General features: G+C 55.7%; 21 protein-coding genes. 15 read left to right on the top strand and 6 right to left on the bottom strand.

All coding sequences use genetic code 11. From position 1 onward, the window contains the following. Positions 1 to 267: 267 nt before the first annotated feature. Positions 268 to 537, bottom strand: coding sequence for a hypothetical protein (locus NKF26_RS17995; RefSeq protein WP_253226905.1), 270 nt, complete (start codon positions 535 to 537; stop codon positions 268 to 270). A gap of 309 nt (positions 538 to 846) precedes the next feature. Here NKF26_RS17995 and NKF26_RS17990 point away from each other — a divergent pair, with 309 nt between their 5' ends. The 7 genes from NKF26_RS17990 to NKF26_RS17960 all read left to right on the top strand — a co-directional run bounded on the left by NKF26_RS17990 (position 847) and on the right by NKF26_RS17960 (position 7,740). Further along, the gene (locus NKF26_RS17990; RefSeq protein WP_253226906.1) at positions 847 to 1,110 is read left to right on the top strand and encodes a HalOD1 output domain-containing protein; all 264 of its coding nucleotides are present in this window, start codon (positions 847 to 849) and stop codon (positions 1,108 to 1,110) included. A gap of 1,455 nt (positions 1,111 to 2,565) precedes the next feature. Continuing rightward, positions 2,566 to 3,699 (top strand): acyltransferase, encoded by a 1,134-nt coding sequence (locus NKF26_RS17985; protein ID WP_253226907.1) that lies wholly within the window; start codon positions 2,566 to 2,568, stop codon positions 3,697 to 3,699. Between the two features lie 252 nt (positions 3,700 to 3,951). Beyond that, positions 3,952 to 4,281 (top strand): HalOD1 output domain-containing protein, encoded by a 330-nt coding sequence (locus tag NKF26_RS17980; RefSeq protein WP_253226908.1) that lies wholly within the window; start codon positions 3,952 to 3,954, stop codon positions 4,279 to 4,281. Between the two features lie 316 nt (positions 4,282 to 4,597). Next, positions 4,598 to 5,794, top strand: coding sequence for an outer membrane lipoprotein-sorting protein (locus tag NKF26_RS17975; RefSeq protein ID WP_253226909.1), 1,197 nt, complete (start codon positions 4,598 to 4,600; stop codon positions 5,792 to 5,794). 296 nt (positions 5,795 to 6,090) lie between these two features. Next, positions 6,091 to 6,459, top strand: coding sequence for a helix-turn-helix domain-containing protein (locus tag NKF26_RS17970; RefSeq protein ID WP_253226910.1), 369 nt, complete (start codon positions 6,091 to 6,093; stop codon positions 6,457 to 6,459). A gap of 1 nt (position 6,460) precedes the next feature. Next, positions 6,461 to 6,772 (top strand): hypothetical protein, encoded by a 312-nt coding sequence (locus NKF26_RS17965; RefSeq protein WP_253226911.1) that lies wholly within the window; start codon positions 6,461 to 6,463, stop codon positions 6,770 to 6,772. Positions 6,773 to 6,861: 89 nt separating this feature from the next. Continuing rightward, positions 6,862 to 7,740, top strand: a complete 879-nt coding sequence (locus NKF26_RS17960; RefSeq protein ID WP_253226912.1) for a hypothetical protein — start codon at positions 6,862 to 6,864, stop codon at positions 7,738 to 7,740. Positions 7,741 to 7,787: 47 nt separating this feature from the next. Here the strand turns inward: NKF26_RS17960 and NKF26_RS17955 are convergent, their stop codons facing one another. Then, a complete protein-coding gene (locus NKF26_RS17955; RefSeq protein WP_253226913.1) occupies positions 7,788 to 8,078 on the bottom strand; it encodes a hypothetical protein in 291 nt (96 codons plus the stop codon). Between the two features lie 158 nt (positions 8,079 to 8,236). Here NKF26_RS17955 and NKF26_RS17950 point away from each other — a divergent pair, with 158 nt between their 5' ends. Further along, entirely contained in the window at positions 8,237 to 8,419 is a 183-nt protein-coding gene (locus NKF26_RS17950) for a hypothetical protein (protein WP_253226914.1), read from the top strand. Beyond that, entirely contained in the window at positions 8,416 to 9,087 is a 672-nt protein-coding gene (locus NKF26_RS17945; RefSeq protein ID WP_253226915.1) for an RraA family protein, read from the top strand. The genes NKF26_RS17950 and NKF26_RS17945 overlap by 4 nt, the downstream gene beginning before the upstream one ends. 38 nt (positions 9,088 to 9,125) lie before the next feature. Here the strand turns inward: NKF26_RS17945 and NKF26_RS17940 are convergent, their stop codons facing one another. Beyond that, positions 9,126 to 10,976 (bottom strand): IucA/IucC family siderophore biosynthesis protein, encoded by a 1,851-nt coding sequence (locus NKF26_RS17940; RefSeq protein ID WP_253226916.1) that lies wholly within the window; start codon positions 10,974 to 10,976, stop codon positions 9,126 to 9,128. A 213-nt stretch (positions 10,977 to 11,189) separates the two neighbouring features. Here NKF26_RS17940 and glnA2 point away from each other — a divergent pair, with 213 nt between their 5' ends. Together glnA2 and NKF26_RS17930 are read left to right on the top strand one after the other, a co-directional pair. Then, complete coding sequence (gene glnA2 / locus NKF26_RS17935) at positions 11,190 to 12,527, top strand: gamma-glutamylputrescine synthetase (RefSeq protein WP_253226917.1); 1,338 nt, start codon at positions 11,190 to 11,192, stop codon at positions 12,525 to 12,527. Positions 12,528 to 12,533: 6 nt separating this feature from the next. Then, entirely contained in the window at positions 12,534 to 13,766 is a 1,233-nt protein-coding gene (locus NKF26_RS17930) for an MFS transporter (RefSeq protein ID WP_253234690.1), read from the top strand. Positions 13,767 to 14,624: 858 nt separating this feature from the next. Here NKF26_RS17930 and NKF26_RS17925 read toward each other — a convergent pair. After that, positions 14,625 to 14,852 carry a hypothetical protein gene (locus NKF26_RS17925; RefSeq protein WP_253226919.1) on the bottom strand — a complete coding sequence of 76 codons (228 nt, stop codon included), beginning with the start codon at positions 14,850 to 14,852 and terminating at the stop codon, positions 14,625 to 14,627. Between the two features lie 330 nt (positions 14,853 to 15,182). Between NKF26_RS17925 and NKF26_RS17920 the strand changes: the two genes are divergently transcribed. From NKF26_RS17920 to NKF26_RS17910, 3 genes are all read left to right on the top strand, one after another. Then, on the top strand, positions 15,183 to 16,577 hold the full coding sequence (locus tag NKF26_RS17920) for an orc1/cdc6 family replication initiation protein (RefSeq protein WP_253226920.1): 1,395 nt from the start codon (positions 15,183 to 15,185) through the stop codon (positions 16,575 to 16,577). Between the two features lie 1,177 nt (positions 16,578 to 17,754). Next, positions 17,755 to 18,789, top strand: a complete 1,035-nt coding sequence (locus NKF26_RS17915) for an alpha/beta hydrolase family protein (RefSeq protein WP_253226921.1) — start codon at positions 17,755 to 17,757, stop codon at positions 18,787 to 18,789. 332 nt (positions 18,790 to 19,121) lie between these two features. After that, positions 19,122 to 20,168: a pectinesterase family protein gene (locus tag NKF26_RS17910; RefSeq protein ID WP_253226922.1), complete on the top strand. Its 1,047-nt coding sequence runs from the start codon at positions 19,122 to 19,124 to the stop codon at positions 20,166 to 20,168. 303 nt (positions 20,169 to 20,471) lie between these two features. Here NKF26_RS17910 and NKF26_RS17905 read toward each other — a convergent pair whose 3' ends face one another. Together NKF26_RS17905 and NKF26_RS17900 are read right to left on the bottom strand one after the other, a co-directional pair. Next, positions 20,472 to 21,740, bottom strand: a complete 1,269-nt coding sequence (locus NKF26_RS17905) for a hypothetical protein (RefSeq protein ID WP_253226923.1) — start codon at positions 21,738 to 21,740, stop codon at positions 20,472 to 20,474. Between the two features lie 193 nt (positions 21,741 to 21,933). After that, positions 21,934 to 22,293, bottom strand: a complete 360-nt coding sequence (locus tag NKF26_RS17900) for a hypothetical protein (protein ID WP_253226924.1) — start codon at positions 22,291 to 22,293, stop codon at positions 21,934 to 21,936. Between the two features lie 699 nt (positions 22,294 to 22,992). Here NKF26_RS17900 and NKF26_RS17895 point away from each other — a divergent pair. Continuing rightward, complete coding sequence (locus NKF26_RS17895) at positions 22,993 to 25,098, top strand: pectate lyase (protein ID WP_369682166.1); 2,106 nt, start codon at positions 22,993 to 22,995, stop codon at positions 25,096 to 25,098. Positions 25,099 to 25,174 lie beyond the last annotated feature (76 nt).

Below are 25,174 nucleotides of genomic sequence, written 5' to 3'. Positions count from 1 at the left end.
CCGCTCGTCTACTACGCTGTCTTTACCGGCATCCTGAGTTTACTGTTCGTCTACCTCCTCTTCCCGGGAGTGTTCTGACACGGCCATTATATCATCGCACGTCCATATTTCATATATTCTAATTTGATACTTCGAAAAATATTTCAGTAGCTTTAATTTTATGATGTAGTCGCCGCGTTGGTTCCTTACGGTGGCAAACTGTCGTCCCAGTACGATATCAGACACGTAGCGGCAGTCATACTGGTCGTCTTTGGTGTCGGAACCCTGTTAACGACCATCAACTGGGAGAGAATCATCCCCCCTCGTCGGCTGATCGTTCGTCGAAGGAATCGTAGTCGTCGGATCCATCGTCGGTAGATCGAAGACGACCTCCGCCAGTTGGCGGTAGGCTTCGCGCTCCAGATCGGTATCGTGGCGGTGACTCACTTCTTCGTCCGGTTCGTCGGCGTCGCCATTCTCGAGAGGGTCGAGTTGATCGGTTCGATCCACGATCGTCTTCAGGTAGAACAGTTCGGTTCCGACGCGATAGACAACCACGTCCCCCCAGTCGCCGCTGCCGAAAATGAGACGATCCTCGCATCGATCTCGACATCGAAAACGTCGCAGTATTTTCGACGGGTGTGACGGACCGGGAAATGACAGCATTAAAACGTCTGATCACGTTCTGGTATCCAATTCACGGAGGGGAGAACGTGAGTTTGGAGGAGAGGATGTCACGGATTGGTGATAAGCGTGGGATGCAGTTATTGGGTGGCGGTTCGACTCAGTGGGATCGTTCACAAACCATGTGATGTGTTACTAATTGTCCCCCAAAGCCTATTAGCACACCCTTCATGTCCAGAGGACATGGAAAACTCGTCGTCGTTGCAACCGGAGCCATCGATACGAACGACAATCGCGGACACGGGGTCGATCACCGCTGCCGTGATAACGGCAGTTACTGAAGCGAACGGGAGGAAGCCTGCGACACCCCTCTACGAGGCGATCGACACCGATGCGCTCGAAGATCTGTATCAACATGGCTCACCGGAGGTGAGTTTCGAGTACATCGGCCAGCGCGTTACGATTCATTCCGATCGCACGGTTTCCGTTTCCGATTTGAGTACGTAAATCGGCCCAGTTACTGCAGACACGAGAAGCGGTACGTAGCTGCTGTTTTCCGACAAGCGAATGCAGACACACAGTCGGTACTAAAACACGATAGGATGTTCCCGTACCGGATTTTGTCTACACCCAGTCAATTGAATCAAACTGGCACATTCGACATGACACCGATTCCCTGACCATATGAGAAGAAGTAAATGTGATCAGTTCACCGCTTTCGATGGGTCATCCTCCTCGGCCTCGTCGTGTTCGGGTACATCGTCATCAGTCGTATTCTCGAAATTCTTCCCAAAGGGATGTTCTAAGTGGACTCGTGGTAGAACGTTCCGATGGTCGTGGTCACCGGTTTCGCTGCTATCGTCGTTCACCATCCCGTTGAGCGGGCACCCCTCCCATCATCGTCGGGTCGTGAATCGTGGACTTTCCCTCGAATGCACCCGGGGATAACGAGACGGATTATGGACCACAATACCGTCTTACGACGCCAAGGAAATCGATAGCGAGAGGTACTGTTTCGTGGAATTTCCCTTATACCACGGTCGACTCTCCGACAATAACATTACACAATTAGGACTGTAACACTATATCGGGACCTCCGATATCGAGTTGACGATGATGCAAATGACAGACAGTATTGTATAAATTTCTTCACACACACATATTTAGACAAATAACAGACATCTAATCCCCCAGACCTGAATTTCCAAGAATATGGCCGTAAAACACAAGATATCGGTCAGAGGTGAAAGGAATAAATCGTCACAATCGCGGTTCGAATGAGACATACAAATTATACATTTCGTTTAATGTATAATTTCCGTCTTATGACGTCTGTCCCCCGTTAACCCTGACTTCTATCTGTTGGGAGGTGATGCCGGATGACTAAATTAATATAATAAAGCTACCGCTATGAAGTATAGAAATATCTTATTACTATTAGTTCTTTCGGTCGATGTCCGGGAGCGTGTTGGACACCGAACACGTGTCACGAGCACATGACCCATTTCAGCTACGTGTTACATCCCGATATCGTTCCGACCTCCTCTCGGTAGAGAGGGCGATACCGGCCCTGTTCGATGCCGAACGAGATTTCGTTGCCTCACCAACTCGTCGTACGTACGGGGTTCCATCGAAATCGGACCGGACGGGAACAACTGTATCCCTACCGTCGTCCACGACCGTTTGGAGACGATGGAACATTCGGGAACTGGGCCAGAGGTGCCAACCAGTGTAGACGGGATCAGATCCCGACTGAAGATGGTTTTCGTGAACACCACGTTCGGGAAGACGATACGGACGGGACGTTTCGAGTGGCCGCCCTATCATACCCCGAGTCCCTTCGACTGACTCGATAAGGGAAAAACGGAGCGCGGTACAGACGGGACGATTTCGACTCTCCCGCCATAATCGGAGGCGTTTTAAATAGGGGAGAGTGACCTCTCAATGGACCTTTGAGATACGATGAGTGATCGAATTCACAGCATAGATACGCTGCGAGCAGTCGCTATATTTTTTATCGTCATCGCACACGTTCAGCCGTTTCGAGGCTTTGGAACGTACGGAAATTACGTTTACTTCGTGATGGACACGATCGGTCAGTTCGACGTTCCGTTCTTTTTCGTAACGTCCGGATACTTCTTCGCGGAGACGGTGAGCATCGACAACGTCAAATCTACCGTGAGTAGCTCCGTCCGGAAACTCGGTTCGATCTATCTGTTCGGGAGGCTACTCTCCGTAGCGGCGGTGATCGGTCTCGCGTTGTTCCGAGGCGTTCCCGTAGCGAACGCCCTCATCGCTCGCGGCATCGACGAGATTTCCACGGTCGATCTACTGTACTACGGAAACGCACTTTCCATTCCGCTCTGGTTTCTGACGGCACTGATCTTCTCCCTCGTACTCGTCGGTTGCTTCGTCGAGTTCGGAAAAACCCGCTATCTGCTGCCCGTCGCTGCGCTCGTTCACATCGTCGGTCTCGTCGGAACGAATTACCAAATGATCGTGGACGTACCGTTTCGAACACGGGATGCCCTCTTCTTCGGATTCTTCTACGTCGCTCTCGGATATCAAATCAGTTCGATCGACTGGACGCCGGACGAGAATCGTCGTCACATCTATCTCGGAATCGTCGCCCTCCTCGCCGGAGTCCAACTCATCGAGCAGTACGCTATCGGCTACGTCATTCGTGACAACGTTCTTCGCCAAGAGATATACTCCACGGAGTACACCCTTTCGACGATATTCTTCGTCCTCGCGCTCTTTGCATACGTACTCTCGAACCCACAGTGGGGGAAGAACACGATTCTCCCGAGAGTGGGGCGGCATGCCCTCGGGATATATCTCCTTCACGTTCCACTGCTCCGTCTCTTCCGGACCATGAACAGGGTTTGGGGTCCGATGATCGAGGTCAACCTCACGTCGACGCTTCTATGGCATCTGGCGATACCACTGGTGGTATACGTTCTTTCGCTGGTGATCTATCTCCTCATGGCGAAGATGCACGTCATAGAACTCGGGGGAAGCCATACTCCGTGGCTAAACCGTATCCTCTCACGTGGCCGAATTTCGGTGCGAAATAGGAGTCCGGACGACAATTGACGCCATGTCGGCGAACCAAGGAAACTCATTTCGTTCGGCAGTTCCTTCCGGCCTGTCTTATGCGTAACCAGCACGGGAACCACCGAGTCCGTCAGCGTCGTTCTATACCACATCTTCAGTCCCAGACGCTACCGATATGGCGGGATAGAACCGGATTCGAACAGATACAGGGAACTCGGTAGCAGTGGACACCAAATATAGACGGTATGCTGTTTATACAACTTACTACAAACTATCTTTCCGTACCCCACCATGAGTAATGACACACCGCTGGACCACGAGAATGGGGAGATGGTGACCACAGACACCTACTCTACGGAGTTCGACCCCATTACGGATCGCGCCAGTGAGGAACTGATCAGGGCTGTCGCAACACTCAACGACGTAGACCCTATCGAACTACCGTGCCTCGCGAATTATATCGATCCAGAAGCGCTCGATACACTGTTTAGGCCGCTATTGGACGGCACATCGCGTGGAACCAGCGGTAAGATGGAGTTCTCCTACGACTCGTATCACGTCACGGTTGAGAGCCGTGGGGTAATCAATCTCTCTTCCCACGGGACGGAGACGAACAGCTAAACCCGGTGACACGAGTGTGGTACAGAAGGGCGGAGTAGTTACACGTCGGTTGCGACCCTATCAGCGTCATAGTTCCCATCAATCGGCAAAATTCCGTGAGCGGTGCTTCGGAGCACGGTAGTCGAGACAGGGACGGTTCACTTCGAAGGGGTCGATAGGTCGGGGGACGAAAGATGGGCGTGATAAGAGCGTCACGGTTCGAGGTCATTCGACTATAATCTGTTCTACCAATCATCGAATCGACATTGTGTGTCCGGGGAAAATTGCCGAAAATTATTCGACACGCAATTAAACCTTCACTGAGCGTGTTATTAGTATGGCCCGCCCACGACTTCGATTTAACCGACGCACCCTCGTCGCGCTCTTGATTCTCGGCATCCTGCTTCCCATGGTCCTCTGGGCCGCAGGGGGAACGATAGGGAACGGTAACGGGAACGGGAACCCCTCGGTCGACGCCAACGTGACCGAGCGCTACAACTCCATCGACGCGTTAACCGGAACGCAAACGGTCGCTATACGGACCAACGGGACCGTCACATCCCGGAACTTCGCCACCGTCACGCTCGTCCCGGGAACCAACCGGAAACGGATCCGCTTCCGGAACGCATCGGATCGACGGTACGAACTGGAGGTCTCGAACGGATCGACGCTCTGGCTCCACGATACCGACCAAAACATGGTGACCACGATCAACTTGACTGGACCACCGACCGGTTCGCAAACGGCTATCCGACTCCAACAGCTCGTTGCGGCCGCGGGACTGACCGACGGCGAAGGTCGTCCGCAATCCGTCGGAGTGTCGCCGTTACCCGTCTTGCCGCGACGCACCGGCACTGCCCCCAAAATGGACGCGAACCGTAGTTACACCGTCGAGTTCGTCGAGACCGATACCGTTGGCGGGCAAGACGCGTACGTACTCGACATCACCCCGGAAACCAATTCGAGCGTGGCTCACTACCGACAACGGCTGTGGGTCGACACCGAACGGTTCTACCCCCTGCGCAAGCAAACCGCATGGACCGCTAACGGCACCCGGCGGTCGGTGACGACGACGTACACGAACGTGACGTTCAACCCACAGATACCGGCGGACACGTTCCGGCCCGACTTGGGTACCAACACGACAGTAGAGCGGAAGGACACCCCACAGACGGAGTGGTACCAAAGCAGGGCCGACTTGGAGGCGCGAAGTTCGATTTCGGTGCCGGATCCGACCGTACCGCCCGCGTTCGAACTGGTCTACGCGACACGGACAAGCGGGCGCATCGACGGGGTTGGACTCCGCTACGCCGCCGAGGGGCGCGAACTCACGGTTGCGAAGTTCAACTTCACCCTCGGTATCGACCCCGACGAGCGCGACTTGACGATCGGCGGTCGACCGGCGAGTCTCGATCACGGGCCAACCAACTCGCTCTCGTGGGACTGTAACGGCTACGGTTACACCGTCCGCGGAACCAATGTCGAAACGAAGCGCATGATCGAAGTCGCCCGATCGGTGGGCTGTCACGCCTGAGAGCGCACGAATTTCTGGGTCAGAAACTCGCCCCCCTTTTATAATATCCGACGGCACGTCCATCAAAATGCGATGGGATCAGACGAACTAACAACGTGCACTCTCGCCTGTAGTAAGGTGAGTTGGCCTCTGACAGCACGATGCTCCCCATCGCGGTCACCGTTGACGCAACAGCCCCTCCACAGTAGCTGTACTGCTTCAACAGCCCCGCCATACTCCTGGAACCGGTCGCCGCGACTGTCCGGGGCCAAAACCCATGGGCCTATTAATCCGAGAGACAGTCATTCGACCGAAACGTGAGTGAGGATCCTGCGCTGGGTGAGCTTCTCGACGTCCTCAGCGACGAGTACGCCCGGAAAATCCTCGCAGCGACGAGTATCAAACCAATGTCCGCACAAGAGCTTGCTGACGAATGCGATATGTCCAAACCGACGGTTTACCGTCGAGTGGAACGATTACAAGTCCACGGGCTCCTCGAAGAGCAGACCAAGATTCGGACCAGCAACAACCACTACAGCGTCTATACGGCTACGCTATCTGAGGTCTCCATCGAGTTGGACACGGGGTCCTTCGAGGCGGCCGTGACGCGCACCGACGAATCGTTCCCCGGAGAACGGGAGAGCGACACAGCCGACCGCTTCAAGAAGATGTGGGAGGACCTCTGAGATGACTTCCGTGGCCGCCATCATCGACTGGATCATCGTCGCGCTTGCCCTCGGGTCGACGCTCGTCGGTAGCTACGTGGGATACCAGGCCTATCGCGGGTATCGTCGCCACGACAGCCGAACGATGCAAGCGCTCTCGATGGGCCTGTTTTTCCTCACGGCCGTCGCGTTCGGCATCGCCTTCGTCGGTTCGCTGTTACTCCGGCAAGGCTATCTCGGTCTGCAGTATCAGCAACCGCTAACGCTCATCACACGGGTGTTTCAGTTCCTCGGAGTCCTGTTGATCGCCTACTCGTTGCATTCGCGGGGGTAGTACCGAGCCGATGGTCCGATTCGATTACTTCCATTTCCATTACTTTCATTCCCGGTAGTATTTTCAACGGCCGTGAATAACTGGGAAGTATGGCGACACGTACTGAGTCTCGGATCGACCGACCCAATGGCGAGCGTCCCGACACACTCTACGCGTTCGTCGCCGGTCTCTACGTCGCCATCCTCCTCACGCCGATACCCGTTCTGGGTGTTTCGACCGTTACTGCGGATGGTGGAATCCTGTACGTCAGTTATCTCTGTTCCATTACCGTCTTCGCGGCGATTGCTGGGTGGCTTATTTCCCACACTGACGGACTTGCAGTTCGGCTTGGGCGCCACGACATGATTTGGTTACTTGGGACCGTTCCATTTCTCCCATTCCTCGGCGTCTTCGCAGTGGCGGCAGGAATCGGTGCTACACCACCGGGTATCGCGGTCGTGCTCGCGATAGTTACGATGGCCGGTGGGATATTTACGGGCCTCCCGCTGGTCACGATGAGCCGGAACAGATACTCCACAGCCGCGCTCGCGGATTCCACTGAAATCATCGAGTGGGAAGCACGATGGCCAAAACGGTGGCGATGGTTCTCGGTCGGCGCGATGGGTATCGCGATAATCGGCGGTACCGCTGGTATCATCGCGCAAGTCGTGTTCGGCGTCGATTGGGGCGGTGATCTATATTTGCTACTGGCGGTATGGGCACCGCTTGCGGGTATGACGAATCCGCGGACGTTCCGAATCACCGACGTCGGTCTCGCCGTCGAGCGACCGTTACAGCACCGTGTCCGGCCGTGGACGGCGTACGCTAGCTACACGATTACCGACGAGGCGTTGGTGATACATCCGACTACATGGTGGCGTTCGAAGCTCCGTTGTGATCGATCCGATATCGACGATATCAATGGAGCCATCGCAGCGCTCGACGCCGTGTTGGCCGACCGCGCCGGTTCTGTATCTGAGAACTCATAATCATCTTATTGTCGAAATGACTCGAACGGACCGAACAGTCTCCCTCGTCATTCGCGAGTATCGTCGTTCATCCGTTCGTCGTCGTTCATCCGTCGTATAATATTGAGGTGCATGATGTGAAGATGGGTCCCGATTCCAAACAGGAGCAGACCGAGTCCGACGAAGAGGGCTGGCATAGTGAGCACCCCGATAGCTGGAACGGTCTCGTCGATAGTCGGAATCAACACGGCACCGACCAGGACGGCAAACGTGAGTACGATAACCCCGAGTCCCGCCTGCAAGTATCGGTAACAGGTTTTCGTATTCGGTAGCAGGTCGAAGCGGTACTTCTCGATCATACTGAAACGTTCTTTTGCGACGATATTGAACCCCGTCCTCGACGGACGTTCTCGGGTGCTATCGTGTGGGATCGATCACTCAAGAAACCATTTCATCCAATTTTCTGTCACTTTTGAACCCAATGGATTTATCTTCTTTTAGGCTAGCCTAAAAACTGATGCGCGATAGTAACTCGCGGGATCCACCGGCAAACCACCCTCCCGAAACCAGCGATGTTCGCTGGAAACCCTCGGATGGGGTCTTTCACGGTCCCACAGTCGACCGACTCACCGAACACGCTCCCGGCGCTCGTTTCGACCACCGGGACGAGACGACCACGATACTCGAACACGACCGATGATAATCGAAGATTTCGATCGTCCGACGGATGAACAGGTGAACGCACTCGGCGACGTCGATCCGAACGAACTCGGCCATTACAGGCATTTCGGGCACTCGTCACCCCAGATAGAATTCATGGGGACGGCTGCGTCCGCGAAAATCGTCGGGTCGGCATTGACCGTCCGAATTCCACCGGAAGACGGAACGATGGTGCACAAAGCGACGGAACTGGCACGGCCGGGCGACGTGATCGTTATCGACATGGGTGGACACACGACGAACGCGCCGTGGGGGGATATCACCACACACGCAGCAGTCGCGAGTGGTGTCGAGGGAGTCGTCATCGACGGATCCGTGACCGATACTGCGGAGATCAGGGAGATCGACTTCCCGGTCTTTGCCCGGTCCCGATGCAACAGAACGGTACAGCGGTTGTCCGAGAGTTTAGGTGGCGATGTCAACGTCCCAGTCCAGGTGGGCGGTGCAGTCGTGCGGCCCGGAGACGTAGCGATCGGGAACGAAGACGGTGTGATCTTCGTCCCGCAGGACGAGATCGAACGGACGATCGAACGCAATACGGGTGACGAGGGAAGCGAGGAGGAACTGATCGAACTGCTTTACGACGGCGAATCGCTGGCCGAAATTTCGGGCGCTAACGATCGTATCGCCGATCTCGAAGACGGATAAGTCGAGGTAGCGACACGGAAGTCCCTAATTTGGAGGAACTATTCGCCGATTTCGTGGAGTGGATTCGGAACCGTTCCGTGGCCCTGGACCTTCGGACGGGTACTGTAGTCCTCGTATCCGTGGTCCAAGATGCGGTTTCGATTGAGACAGTGTTTCGCAAATTCGGGTTTGAACAAGTCGAACAGTTCGAATCGATCCTCGAGTTCGGGGTGCTGGCGGTGATATCCTTCGATAGTATCCCCGACCCGCCGCCAAAATTCGGCCTCGTCGAGATACTGATCACGTTCTAGCAGGTCGCTGACGTATCGGAAGACTCCGACGAATAGCGTCCCGAAGATGTGTTGACAGAGCGGTTCCGGCGGGAGTTGATGAAGGATGTGATGTTTGTATCGTTCGTCGTCACGGAGTTCGTCGGGAAGTGCGGTGTTCAATTCGGGCAGTTGCCGATCTGTAATCGCGACTTCGTCCACGAAGTCCTTGATAGCAACACGGACGGGTACCCCATCTTCGTGAACGAGAATCACGTTCGTTCCGTGCGGCATGAACACGGTACCGTACTTGTAAAGGAAGTGGAGCAGCGGTTCGAGCAACGTTTCGAGGAATCGATCGAGCCACGCCTCCAGTTCCATCCCCGACCGTTCGACGAGGCTCGTGATGACCGGCGTCCCGTCGAAATCCTCGTGCAGAAGCGCGGCGAGCGTGAGTGGCTCTTCCCCCTCGTCTATCAACGAGAGGACGCTCTCACGCCAGACGCATCCGAGTAGTTCGTGATACTGATACGGAGCATCGTCGATCTGTGACAGCTTCGGGTGTTCGTAGTTGACGCTCGCTATCTCACCGGGCAGGAGCAGTTCGTGCTCGTCTCGGAGGAACGGGTCGTCGTCCCGTACCGATTTGATGAACGACGTCACTCGCGGTGCGGCCTCCGCCTGTTCGCCGAGGAGTCCCCTGTAGACGTTCGTATTGAGTACACGAATCGGGAGTTTGACGTGGTGCTTTTCGGGATTCGATACGTTCGAAAACGTACGGATCGACTGTTGAGCGAGATATTCGTCGGGACCCTCCCCGAGCGGGACGATTCTGTCGGTCGCTATCTCCTCCGCAAACACCTGGACGATGCTGTCGTTCCACTGCCACTCGTGGACCGGCATGAAAAAGTAGTCGTCCGGGTCGAGTCCGTCAGCGGCGAGTTTCTCCCGAAACGTCCCGTAGCTTCCGTTTAATTCGTCGGAGAGGAGCGTCGTGTGGTCGATACCTTCGATCGCCGAAAAGACGCTTCGTTCCCCGTGGACGGCGATCCACGACAGGTGTTGTGGTTCCTTCGCTTCGGGCGTAAATTCGAGATAATCGTCGTACCCAAATCCGACTCGACCTTTGTTGTACGTGAACCACGGATGGCCCTCCATTTCGCCTTCTATTTCGGCGTAGGGAAGGTCGAGTATCGATTCGTTCTCACGGTTTCGTTTCCAGGTCCGCTGATGGGAGTCCGCGACGAGCGTGTTGTTGAATTCCCGTATGAGGTGTGCCGTCGTCGTCGGATCGATGCCGACGTGCTCTCGCACATCGATGATGAACTGCACGGGGTCGGTAGCAGGGGACCACGAGCCATCATCGGTGCATCGCTGAACGGTCCCCGACCGTACTCGATAGCTGTCGAGTAGTCGGCTCTGCCCATCGAACCGGTACGCTACGCCGTCACTCAGTTCCAATCGATATCGGTTCCACGTATCGCCCGGTTCGCTCCCGTCGGCAGGGACCGTCCCTTCCCGAGTCGGCACGAGAATATCCTCGTACAGAAACTCCTGTAGGATCTTCTGGAGCAACTCGGCGTTGACGTCTTCCCACGTTTCTTCCCGGAGTGCCGACCGGAGGGTATCGAGGTTTTCCATTATCGATCACCAGTAGTTGAGGGGAGACTGGTAGTTCGAACGATCACGGCCGTCTGTGTCGAATCGACTTTCATCGAGAATTTTTAGGTCCACCTAAAACAAAAACCTTTCCTCTCTCAGGGCTTTTATTGTTGTGACATTACAGATAGTATCTTGTTATCTCGAAGGACAAAACTTTTAGGTTGGCCTAAACACGATGAGTGGTAGAGACCGATGACAGGCGATTCGACGATTTCCGAGCGGTGTCGAGAAGAAAATGTCGACCTGATTCGATTGTTGTTCGTCACACAAAGTGGTGCGATTCGTTCGCACGCGGTCGACGTGTCGAAAGTCGAGACGGCCGTCGAAAACGGCGTGACGCTTTCACAGCTCGTCCAGACGTACAACGCCCTCGGGGTACGGGATAAGAGCGGCCGGTTCGATGCTGCGGGGGAAGTACGTCTTCGCCCTGATATCGATACGTTTCGCGTACTTCCATACGCCGACCGAACCGGAGCGATGCTTTGTGATATCGAGACGTTGACGGGAGAGCGGTGGTCGATCGACCCCCGTTCGTCGTTGCTCGAATTCACATCGAAGATGGACACGGCAGGATTCGAAATAGAATCCGCGTTCGAGAGCGAATTTCACTTGTTCGAACGGACGGACGACGGGATACGACGAGTCGATGAGCGCGGTGCGTATTCGACCGAAAGCACGCGGGAAACGCACGGAACGATACTCGACATCATCGATGCACTCAAAGCCCAGGATATCGACGTGGAGAAGTACTACCCCGAATACGCGGCCGGTAAACACGAAATCGTTACGGGTCACAAATCGGGCGTACGAGCGGTCGACGAATTCGTTCTCCTCAGAGAGACGGTCAACAGCGTCGTCCGAGACCACGGATATCGGGCCACGTTTCTGCCGAAGCCGTTCGATCACTCGACGAACGGTTGTCACATAAACCTCTCCCTTTGGAACGGTAAAAACGCCTTCTACGACGAGGAATCTGGCGAGTTAAGCCAAATCGGACGTCAGTTCGTCGCGGGAATCATCGACCACGCTCCAGCGCTCACCGCACTCGCCGCGCCAACCGCGAATTCCTACTGCAGGTTGCAACCGCAGATCGGGGCGGCCGCCTACGTCTGCTGGGGGCGGGGGAATCGTGAAGCACTCGTCCGCGTGCCCGCGCCCGAACCGGGAGATAACGGGACGTCGACCCGTATCGAGTTTCGCGCAGCCGATAACACTGCGAACCCATATCTCGCCTTGCTCGGCCTCCTCGCTTCGGGAATGGACGGTATCGAACGTGAACTCACGCCACCCGCGCCGATATCCGTCGATCCCGGAAACCTCTCCGAGGCGGAATTGGCCGAGAGGGGGATCGAACGGCTTCCACGGACGCTCGGACAAGCCCTCGACGCGTTGGAGGAGGATTCGATGATGAGGGAAGCGCTCGGTGCGGAACTGTTCGAGACGTACGTGGAGGTAAAGCGGAGTCACTGGAAGGCGTTTACGGACAGTGCCGTATCGTGGGAGCGCGACCGTCTACGAACGGTTTACTGACCAGCCATGTACGGCAATCCGCTCAAAGTACGGGTTCCATCCTCCGCAGTTCTGGCGGTCGTGGTCAGCACGTTCTTCCTCGGATTTGGAGGTGGGGTCGTCTTTCCGATATTACCCGATCTCGGCACGATTATCGGGATTACTCCCCTCGTCGTCGGTCTCATCCTCAGCGTCAACCGCATCGTCCGGCTAATCGCGAACGCTCCAGCAGGAGTACTGGTGGATCGGATCGGAACGAGAAAACCGTTCATCGCCGGGGTCGTGCTCGAAACGGCCGCGACGTTCGGCTACGTAATCGCCATGTATGCGCCGACACCGGCCGCGTGGTTTTTCGGCACCCGCGTACTGTGGGGACTCGGGAGCGCGTTCGTGCTGGCAACCGCGTATACGATCGCAGCGAACGTTAGCGAACACGAATCGCGCGGTAGTACGATGGGTCTCGTGCGCGGAGCGACTTCACTCGGATTTCCGGCGGGGATGGCGCTCGGTGGGGTCGTCAGTGAGTTTTACGGAACCGTTATCGCGTTCGAGGCCGCCGCTGGGCTCTCGGTAGCCGCGACGCTCATAGCAATCGTGGCGATTCCGGAGACGCACGCTGACCATCGTTCGGAGCGAGCGAGCATCTTGGACATCAACGTGACGACTTCGACCCTGGTCATCGGAGGCACCAATTTCGGCTTACTGTTCACCTACAGCGGTGTCGTGTTCGCGACGCTCGTTTCCTTTCTAAAGACGACCGATGCCGCAGCGGTCGTCGTCGGCCCACAGGGGACCTACGGTGTGTTGATCGGAACGAGTGTCCTCATCGGCTCCATCTGCTCGATTGCGGGCGGAAAACTGAGCGATACGCTATCTCGCCGTATGCCGGTCATCGTTAGCTGTTTGATCGTGCTCGCGCTCGGCGTGCTCGTCCTGGCGTCCGCGAACACGTTCCTTTCGTTGTTTCTCGCGATGGCGCTACTCGGCGTCGGTCAGGGTGGGGTGGGCGGTCCTTTACTCTCGCTCTTAGGGGACCAGACGAACCGGGAACAGTTGGGACGCGCCACTGGAACCTACAACGTCCTCGGCGACTTGGGAGCGGCCGTTGGACTTCTGGTGTCCCCCTCGGTCGCAGAGTTGATCGGATTCCGATCGCTGTATGCAGTGACGGTTTCAGTCCCGCTGATCGCAGTGGGATTGATACTCGTGTATCTGCTGTCCGAGCGAGAGAGCGTTCAGAAAGGGCATCTTGCGGAGTAAGGTTCGAACGGGAGAACGACGTCTCACCGGTCACCGAACGATCACCTAACGGCCGAGAAGTGGACGGGGACATCCGACGACCCTTAGTCGGATTTCGGAGCGACGATTTCCTTCGATACGAGCCAGTCACGTACCTCGGGAATGACGACGGGACTGCCGACAAGGCGAGTCATGTCTTGCTCGTCGACCACGGTAATCATAAATTGGCGTTCGAGCTCGTCGCGGTACCCATCCAGCACACCGTTCGGCAACACGATTTCTGTCGCATCACGAAACCAACTGGCATCGGACACACTCCGAGCAACGAGAATCACAAAGAAAACGCTGCCGTTTCATACTTCGATACAGGAGCAACTGCGTCCCGAACAGACCATTCACTCCAAAAGTCCGCGTTTCGGAGAGCACGATACATGTCTGTCAGAAATGCGTCGAAACATGTGATGCCGAAATCCCACTATGAGACGTCGAAGACGACGATTTCGGTCGACCCACAGATCGGGCAACGTTGATCGGTAGCCTCCAGTGTCGTTCCACAGTTACGGCATTCATAGACGAGGCCATCCTCGTCAGTTAACCACCGCCGCACTGCAGCGGAAATTGACATGACCTCTGTCCTTAGCCATCCAACATAATAAGAGTTTGGCCGTCTACCCGCCCCGGTATAAATGACGGTGCCACGAAAACGCAAGTAGAGCACTCAGATTTGCAAGGTTTTCAAACAGTACAACGGCAGTCCACCGTCACCATGGGAAAATCCTCCACGTCCTCACCATTTCGGTTCGGATTTTCGAAGTCGATCACTGGTAAGACGAAGCATTGAACGAAGTTACGTCACCATATTTCCGATGAAACAGAAGATCAATGATCGGTAAATCGGAGTTTCCCTTCGACTTCGTAGAGATGACCCTTGTTATACAGTTGTTCGACGATATCTTCGGCAGCAGGTCGCTCAAGATCCGCTTCCTCCGCGAGTACCGCATACGCACGCTCGTAGGGGAATTCTTCTCGAAGTGGGATTGCAGTCGTGAGTGCATCGAGGGCCTCTTGCTCAAGTGGTGTGTGTGGGGTCTTCTCGTTTGAGACCATTCGTACTATCAAAATAGGGGACACGACAGGTAAATCCTCGGACAAGGTTCGTTTGTGACACTATTACAGTCGCAAGGAGAGGAATAGGAGAACGTTTCATCACTTTAACTACACCGGGAACCGGACTGATGAGGTGAACACTCAGGAGTTAGCGGATACGAAACCACACTTTCCCTCGAATGAACGGGGAAATGTCCAGTTCTTAGACTTCGGTTGCGGTTCAGGACGGTTTTTACTAGTCCGCAATTAGAGTTAGTAAACTAGCTTTCTTCGAGTAGATAGACTTCGAGATAGGTAATATTTTTATGCGTCCTCTTATTGGCATTGGACATGGTAGATGATGGCAAGGAGATCCCCGATGACTCGCTCTCGGATATCTCCGAGGAGACGGCGACCGATCCACCGGTAGACGGCGGATCAAATCAGAAAACGATCCGTGAACTGCTCGAAGAGGATTCCGGAAAATCGGTCTTCGTGAACCGGAACCTCGTCGAACCGGATACCATCATCGACGAGGAACGCATCGTTGGCCGTGACGACCAACTCCAAGCGGTCGTTGCCTATCTCAAACCCGCCCTTCGTGATGAACGGCCGCCCAATATGCTCCTCTACGGTCCGTCCGGGACTGGAAAATCCCTGATCGTCAACGCCGTCTGTGGGCAAATCGTCGAACTCTGTGAGTCACAGGATATCAACTTCGGTGTCGTCAGCCTCAATTGCCAGCCGATCACCACCCTCGACCGTGCGGTGTACAAACTCGTCGAAACAGTCGCAAAAGACGTCGGTGTCGAAACCGGCGTTCCAGCAACGGGAGTCTCTACCGAGCAAAAGTACGAGCGACTGTACGACCTGATCAACACGTACTACGACTCGGTTATTTTCATCCTCGACGAAATCGACCTCCTGGTCGGTCGCGAGGACGAGCCCGCGTACTCGAAACTCCTGTATCAACTCTCACGGGCCGGGAAGACCGACACTATCCACGGGACGGTCTCGGTCGCTGCCCTGACGAACGACCCGAAATTCATGGAGAACGTCGACGGGCGCTCGGAAAGTTCGTTCAACCCCGAAGATATCCCTTTCTCCGACTACGACGCGAATCAACTCCGAGAAATCCTCGAACATCGTCGCGACGCATTCCGGGCCGGAGCTCTTAGCGACGATGTCATCCCGTTGGTCGCCGCATTCGCTGCTCAGAGTCACGGCGATGCTCGCAAAGGAATCGACCTCTTCCGGAAAGCAGGCGACCTCGCCGACCGGCAAAACAACGACATCGTTACGGAAACACACGTCCGGAATTCACAAGAAGAGGTCGACAAGGATCGAATGTTGACCCAAATCGAAGGGCTCTCGACACAAAAGAAAATCTCACTCTACGCGACGGCCGCCGTCGCAGTTCATACCGCACACGCCACCATCGCCGTGCCGAGTCCCGTCGGCTACCAGGTCTACAAGTGGATCACCGAACTGCTAGACGCCGACCAGATGACGCGTGAAACCTACATCAAATACGTCAAGGAGCTCAACACCTATGGAATCGTAAATGCCGAACGAAAGAGCCGTGGGCGCGGTCAGGGAATGCACATGGAGTTTTCCTTCTCGGATAACCCGAGACCGATTCTGGATCTGCTCGCGGAGGATTCCCGACTCACTGCGATCGCCGACGAGACGGAACATCTCAAGACCATCGCACAGACGAGGATGAAGAAATTCGAGAGTTCATAAAAATCGGACGCTCGTGGAAATCGGACATCAAGTCGAAAGCATCCTCCGATGACCGCTAGAATTGCTCGTCGCATCCTTACCCTCACCGAAAAGAGATCGGTCGAGAACCCCGTTATCGAAGTGTATCGTCGGAAGTATCGAGGAAGCTGAGGTCACGACCCCGTTATCGAAGTGTATCGTCGGAAGTATCGAGGAAGTTGAGGTCACAACCCCGTCATCGAAGTGTATCGTCGAAAGTAACGAGGAAGTTGAGGTCACAACCCCGTCATCGAAGTGTAAATCAGGACTGAAATCGATAGCAGTCGTCTACTTTTGATCTGAATAGGACCCCCTTGTCGAAGTGTATTTCAGTACTTGTGAATTCACTGTTGCACATTCTGTTCATGCATTTAACGATGATATAGATCGGTTTGGGACACGGTTGCATAGTCACCCCGTCATCGAAGTGTAAAAGCCCATTTTCGGGTCAGTTACGATGAAAGACGCTCGATCGGTCCCGAAAACAACTCGCGTGCCGTTGAACTGTTCACGTAACCTTCCCTGTCGACCGTTACAGTCGGAAAAGTAGTGAACGAGAACCGAGATACGTTTCGGATCGACGTGAAGAGTGAGGAATTAGTGTCGGTTGATGACACCCCCACCCCGTTGTCGAAGTGTAACTCGGTACTGGAGTGGAAGGGGATGTAGTGGACTGGAGTGGACTTTTATTTCCCCTTTGCTCTCCCTCTTTTAATCACATAGAACTGCAGTACGGGTATTATTGAATGCGTATTGACTTATAGATTTCGATAATAGTAAACAATCGTCTACTACGCCGATTTCGGTAGGTTGAGGTGCTAAAACCTTCGATTTGTATCATCTGCCGACTTTCCCGCGCTTCTATGACTTCGTCACTCGCGAGTTTACACTTCGATAACGGGGGGAGGGGGTTCACTAAGAAACGGACAACTGGATAACATTTTCACGAACACGTTTTCACGAGAGCGAACTTCTCACGAGAGCGGACCATCGTACGCCCAACTAGCCGATTCGTTCCGACGACACCGTCGAAACAGATGTACCCTGCCGAGGCGGCTGATGGAGTGAGTATGCCATAGAGTACCCCCGTGGAGTAAGGAGCGTCCGAGGATGGGAGTATGTGTGAGTATTATTATCTCACTCCGTGTAGTCGGGACTCGTGACCAACTCCCGATATCCTGACCGGTGGACACGACGACTGTTCCAGAACCACGATCGCCGACATACATATACGGGACAGACATCGGCAGCGTTGTGTTCGTGGCGCGATGAATTTCGGACCGACCTACGGTCACTGTTCGGTTTTCCCGTTATCGAGAATAACGGCCTCTCCGACCGGAGACCATTCTGCCTTGGCACGACGAAGGAAGGAAACCACGAACGGCAGGATTGGCGAATCCGTACGGAAGTCGGCTTTCAACTACCGTTCTATTTATTACTTCCTGACGAACCGAACCCACCGTACCCGGTTGCGGTCACACTTCACGGGCATGGAGCAGGCGGTCGCGATGTGTGTGTCGGTCGGCCGGAAACTACGGAGCAGCGTACTCAAATCACGGACGAACGGCGTGATATCGCACTCCAGGCCGTCGAACGAGGCTATGCGGTCGTCGTCCCCGCCATGCGTGGGCTAGCCGAACTAGCGAACCACTCAGACGAGACGCTCGGCTACCGACCCTGTCACACGCTCCAACTACATGCACAACTCTTCGGCCGGTCGCTCATGGGTGACAGGGTTTGGGATGTCGCTCGTCTGCTCGATTTCATCGAAGATCGGTCGGATTTCGACGATGAGCGTATCCTCGTCACTGGACACTCTAGCGGTGGAGCAGTTGCACTGTTCACTGCAGCTATCGACGAGCGAATCGACGTGGCCGCGGTATCATCATATTTCTGTACGTTCGAAGAGTCGATAGCCGCGGTCGATCACTGCGAATGTAATTACGTTCCGGGTATTACGAAGTTGGGTGAACAGTACGACATCGCCGGACTCATTGCACCACGTCCGTTCGTCGCCGTCAATGGCGTCGAAGACGATATCTTTCCGATCGAAGGTACGAAAAGCGCCTTCGAACGCTTGAAACCGATATACACAGCAGCCGATGCGCCGGAGCAATGTACGTTATCTATCGGCGATGGCGGTCACCGGTATCATCCGGATGGCGTCTGGCCATTCGTCGATGACCGTCTGTAATCGATGAGCGGATACGTTCCACGGAGACGATTCGTTCCCCCGTCCACGGAGACGATCCGTTCCCTCGTCCACGGAGACGATTCGTTCCCCCGTCCACCGAGCACCGGAACGATACTCGCCCAAAACTTATTATCATATTCCATCTAATATTCGGTATGAGCTACTTCTGTATTTTGCTAATTATGATAGTGGGCACTTTAGCGAGGGGGTGACGTCCCCGAAACCCGATCGGAACTATATTATCACACTCAGAGTAATTATATTTATGGTGCCTCGGAGGATTTTATTACCTGACGATGAGAGATGTTATCACTCGCCGTCAGCTAGTGGCAATGACAGGAACGGGAATCACGGGATCGATCATGGGTTCTTCCGACGTCAGTGGAATCCTGAACTCGACCGACGTAACCGATTCCGAAACAAACAGTGATACGATGACCACAACACCCGACAGAAAACGGAACGAGGCCGATATCGTCGTCGCAAAGGATGGGAGCGGAGAGTATGAGAAAGTCCAGGACGCCATCGACGCGATTCCGACGGGAGTTCGGTCGGAGACGCGCGTCTACATCAAAAACGGACGATACAAGGAGAAGTTGAGACTGCCTCCCGACAAGACGAACGTCACTTTCGTCGGTGAGAGCGCTCAAGACACGGTACTCACGTACGACGACAATGCGGATACGAAAGACGAGTCCGGGGAGCCGATCGGAACGTCGGGTTCATCGAGTTTCTTCGTCAACGGGGACGATTTTACGGCGAGAAATATCACGTTCGCGAACGGCTCGGAACCGGTCGCGCAGGCGGTTGCTATCCGTATCAATGGGGATCGAGCGGTTTTCGAGAACTGCCTCTTCCTCGGAAATCAGGACACACTCTATACCCACGGCCACGACAGTCGGCAGTACTACAAGGAGTGTTACATCGAGGGCGACGTGGACTTCATATTCGGTTGGGCGACGTGTTTGTTCGAGAATTGCCACATTCGTTGTAAATCCGACGGCGGCTACGTGACCGCTGCCTCGACCGAAGCGGAGAAAGATTTCGGCTACGTCTTCAAGGAATGCGATATTACGAGCGACGCGCCCGAAAATTCCTACTACCTGGGCCGACCGTGGCGTCCGTACGCGCAAGTCGTGTTCATGCACACCTTCCTCGGCGATCACATCAGACCCGTCGGCTGGAAGCACTGGAACGACGAGCGGAATCCCGAGAGCGCGTTCTACGCGGAATACGACAATTCGGGCCCCGGTTTCACGCCGGAACGTCGAGCCGATTGGTCACACCAGTTGACCCGAGCGCAGGCACGGCGATACACGGCCGAAAACATCTTCGATGGCTGGAACCCGAGGCGACGGCTCTGTAACGGGCACCACTGACCTCCACAACTTGTACTGACCTCCACAACTTGTACTGACCCGTCGAATTACGACTGGAATTATCCGCCGATCTCCTTATTTTGGGCCGCCTCGTCCGTTCGTCGTCCTATTGTCGTATTCGAGTCGGGAAATCACGTGCGATGGCCAGTGACGAGTAATCGGCCGTGCTCGTCCAAAAAATCGATTCCGTTTGGAGTGTTGATGACCCCACTCGTTACAGCGGTACGACTGTTCATCCGCTCGTCGGGAATCCACACTACCTGTCTCACATCGAAGTCGTTTCACCGCCCGTGGCGGACGAATTCACGGTGGACTCTCGTCCGGGTCCTCGACGGCGAGTGCCCACTGTTCGAGCCAGTCCCGCAGTCCACTGCTCGGGACGTCCAGGGTGTGGGTGTTTTCCGGCAGGCTTGGATAGCCGCCGACATCGTCCAGATCCGCGATCCAATAGTCGTACGGCGAATCGAGGCTGTCATTTCCGGCCCGATTTCGAATTTCGTTCACGATACGCTGATCGTTGCCCACTCGCTCGGCCGGGCGTGCACCGGCGTTCGAAAGGTTGTGAGACTCGACTTCACTCGACGACATGGCCGACAGACCACGCGGCCACAGCGGTTTTTCGTCTACCGTGCTCGGTTCGACGAAGGAGACGTCCGAATCGAGTTGCGGGTCCGCCGTCGTGTTGTCCTCGGAATACACGGTTCCACTCCCCTCCACGATGGATTCACCGGGGGCCATGAGACCGGTGTATCGGTTCCCGACCCACGTCGTCTCGGCGGAACTATCCGTGGTCGAGGCTTCGTCGAAGAAGTACGTGAAGTTGTTGACGACGACCGACCGTGTCTCGCTTTTGAGTCTCGGGATCCGGTTTCGGGCCTTGGACCAGACGTTGCCGAGTAACGCGACGTGGTCCGCCCCATCGCCGACGAGCGTGCAGTAGTTGTGGTCCGATCCATCGCCGTAGGGATCGTACAATCCTTCGTAGATCAGGTTGTTCGTGTAGGTCGTGTTGTCCGTGTCGTATCCGACCGACATGCACTCGTCGACGCCCCACGAGGCGCTCACGTGGTCGACGACGTTGTTGGTCGTCCCGTCTTGTGTGTTCAGCGAGTCGTTGCCCTGGATGTCGCCGTCGGGACCGGGTCCGACGCGCGAGCGAACGTGTTGAACGACACAGTTGTCGGCGTCGATCTGTACCGCGCCTTTGATGAACGTAATGCCGGGTGACGGGGCAGTCTGCCCCGCGACCCAACAGTGGTCGTTCGTGATTTTCAGCGTCTCCCCGCCGAGATCGATGGTCCCGCTCGTCTCGAAGACGACCACGCGTGGCCCACTCGCGGTGAACGCGCTCTCGACGGCGCTTCGGGTCGCCTCCGTGACCGTGATGACCTGTGCGTCGTCATCGAACCAGTCGGTCGAGGCGAACCCGTCGTCGAGGTCGAACGCCGGCCCGTCGCTAGCCCTCGCCCTCACGTCGGTTGTCGTTGCTGTGACAGCGTTCGTTGCAATCGCTGCCGTACCGATACTACCCGCTCCGAGCGCACGGAGGAACGTGCGCCTGTCTGGCGTCATTGTTGTAACACCAGATCTGTATTCACAATATGACTTAATAAAATTTTTCTAGAAAATAATCTAATTTATCTATGCTACACATGTAATTCGAGTTGCCCTAAGAGGTTCGACGCCCCGCACCCGACGCGTCTTTCAGCTGATGACTCACCATCGAGTTCGGGCTACTCCCGTCGAATTGGGCGACCCAAGATCGTTATTCCGCTTCGAGGTTCCCCTTCGTGTCCCAGATTCGCATCATCATGTCGGCGAACACGGACGTTCGAAGCGGATAGCCGTCGTCGTCCGTCTCGTCGAGTGGGACGGAACTGACGTTCGCGACGAACTCCTTGTCGTAACTCAACTCGGACAGCGTTTCCGGGACGTCGAACGTGAACGTCCCATCCTCGTCGGCACCGGACCAATCCGCCGCTCGCTGGCGTTCGTCGTACTCGATACTGTACATCTCTCCGCCGACGAGTTCGCAAATGTCGTCCATCGACCCGACTTCCATCCAACCGTCGCCGGTTTCGATGTGGAGCGTGCGATTTCGAACGTCCGTCTGATATCGCTTCATGGTAGCACCTTCCGAGGCTATTGTCTTAATCGCTACGGGAGTCGAAGGGTCTTCGTTCAATCGATTACCAGTTAGAATGCGACGACGGCCGACTGCGGCCACGACTACGACCGTCTTTACCGTCTCATCGCCAATGCTGAACGAAAACTCGTTCGCGAGAAGGGAACGTTTTCCCGATGAGATCTATCTGCGCCCCGAGTAAACCCTCGGGATCTCACCGACGAGTGGAGAACTCGAACGATACGATTACCGACGTAGGCTCACGCTTAGCGTCTCTTACACGAAAGATTGACCCTCTCATCGGGAAGAATCGATCCGAAGTATCGTCACCGTCGATTTGCCATTACACAACTATCTATGTAACAGCAATAGCGTTCCACGGCTCGTTTGCCTTTAGAGAACGGTAGACATCCGTGTGACAACGAGGATAATTGTTCATTCTCCCGTTTGAATCCCTCATTAACTGAAGAACATAATGACGTGTGGGGACGATACGAAAAGACACGTTCGTTTTCGACCGCATCTCCGTTCCCCTCTGGGGAACGATAATCCGAAAATCGGTCCACTCATGGCGGTTCTATTCGGGTGAAAGGGTTCATCGTAATTCGATGGTCTCGGGTATAGGTTGGTACATAAATGGCATTCAACTGAAAAAATATTTATAAACTATTGTGATTAGAAATATTCGGCGTTCGAATAATGATGCCAAATAGAAGAACGTTTCTCCGCGTTATCGGAGCTGGTAGTATCGGTGCGACGACAACAATGCTAACGAGTGGGGTGGCAGCGGCGGCGACCACCATCACCATCGAAGGAGGTGGTGCAGACATTTGGGACACGGCGGACGCGTTCCATTTCTACTACGACTCGACGAACGGCGATTTCGACGTAACGGTTCACAACACAGAACTGGAATGGACCGACGCCAACGCGAAGACGGGTCTCATGGTCCGTCCGACGCTCGATCCGGACGCGAAAAACGTGATGCTCCGCCGGACACCAAACGGCGACGCGTCGTTGCAGTGGCGTCCGGAATCCGGTGTCGAAACCCTCAGTACGACCTCGGGCGGGGAGGAAAAAAGCGAAGTCGACGGCGGAAGCATTTCGGCCGAGTGGTTGCGACTGACACGGACGGGTGAGACGATTTCGGCCTATGGATCCTCCGACGGCAGTGATTGGACACGTATCGCCCAACTTACCGCGGACGATGTCGATCTTCCCACGCAGGCGTACGTCGGGATTCCGGTGACGAGCCATAGCCCGGGAACGCTCTGTACTGCGCGGCTTCGGGATCTGTCGGGAATTTCTCCGGACGCTCATCGGGACGTGGGTTCCGTGGAGGTCTCGGGGAGCGTCTCGGTCGAGGAGGGCGTCCCCTACGTCTCGACTGAACCGGTAACTGACGTACGAGCGACGTCGGCGACCCTCAATGCTGAGCTAACTGACTTGGGTGGAGCGGAGTCGGCTACCTGTTACTTCGAGTATCGTGAGGTACCGACCGAACGGTGGAAACGGACCGACTCCCGACAGCTTTCTTCGTCCGGGTCGTTCAGTATCGAGTTGTCGCGACTCACGAGTCGCCGCTACTATCAGGTTCGCGCGGTCGTCAACACGAGCGACGGCGATTCGTTCACTTCCCCGCCGTTCACGTTCGGAACACCGAGCTTTTCCCGTGGCGATGGCGGCCAATGGGATGGTCCGAGAAGCAAATCCCACTTCGAACCGGACGACGGGTTCGCTGATCCCGCTCCATGGCTGAACGACGACACACCCATCATCAAGATAACGAAGCCGACGCGTCGACAGTTGGAGACCGCACTCAACGTGGACGGACCGCGCGTGGTCGTCTTCGAGACGAGTGGGACCATCGACCTACACGCCGAGCGACTGACAGTCTCCAACGACCAACTGTATCTCGCGGGACAGACTGCCCCGTCCCCTGGGGTCACGCTCATTCGTGGCGACCTTTGGGTCGTCGCGAACGATTGTGTGATTCAACATCTCCGCGTCCGCCCGGGGGACGCGGGACAGGACGTCGGCTGGGAGCCTGACGGCATCAACACCGGCGACGGCACCGAGAACAACGTGATAGACCACTGTACGACGACGTGGTCGGTGGACGAGAACCTCTCGGTGGGCTACGACACGAACGATACGACCATGTCCAACTGTCTGGTCGCGGAGGCGCTCCGCGACGCCACCCACCACAAGGGCGAACACAACTACGGCTCTTTGATCGGCAACGGGGCCGAGAACGTGGCGATGATGGGTAATCTCTGGGCGGACAACATCGACCGCAACCCACGCCTGAAGGAGGGAACGAGAAGCGTGGTCGTGAACAACCTCGTCTTCCACTTCAAGGACGGCGCATGGCTCGATCCGGATACGAAAGCGAGTATCGAGGGGAACGTCTACCGACACCCCATCAACGACAAGCCGAAAATCTTCGGCGATGGGGAGGCGTACATCCACGACAACGACTTGAAATCCGATGCACCGGGCGAACTCGTCGGGGACGGTATCACGGTGCTCGACGAGCGACCCCTCTGGCCCGACGGCCTCGACCCGTTGTCGTCCGACGACACCGTTCGGCACAACTTCCGGAACGTCGGTGCGCGACCGGGTGACCGAACCGAACACGACGAGCGCATCCTCCGAAAGGTCGCTCGCGGCGAAGGGCAGTACATCGACAGCCAGGAGGAAGTCGGCGGCTATCCCGAGTTACCCGAGAACACGCATCACGTATGGGTTCCGCAGTGTAACACCCGTGCGTGGCTTCGAATGTGGGCATGGTTGGTCGAGTGACGGGTTGCACGCTAGCCGAACGGTAACCTAGCTTTCCACGGTTGACGGAAGACGACGGTCCGAATCGACGCAACGT

The sequence above is a fragment of the Haladaptatus sp. AB618 genome, assembly GCF_024136965.1.
Lineage (GTDB): Archaea > Halobacteriota > Halobacteria > Halobacteriales > Haladaptataceae > Haladaptatus.
This window is presented reverse-complemented; position numbering and strand designations above follow the sequence as displayed.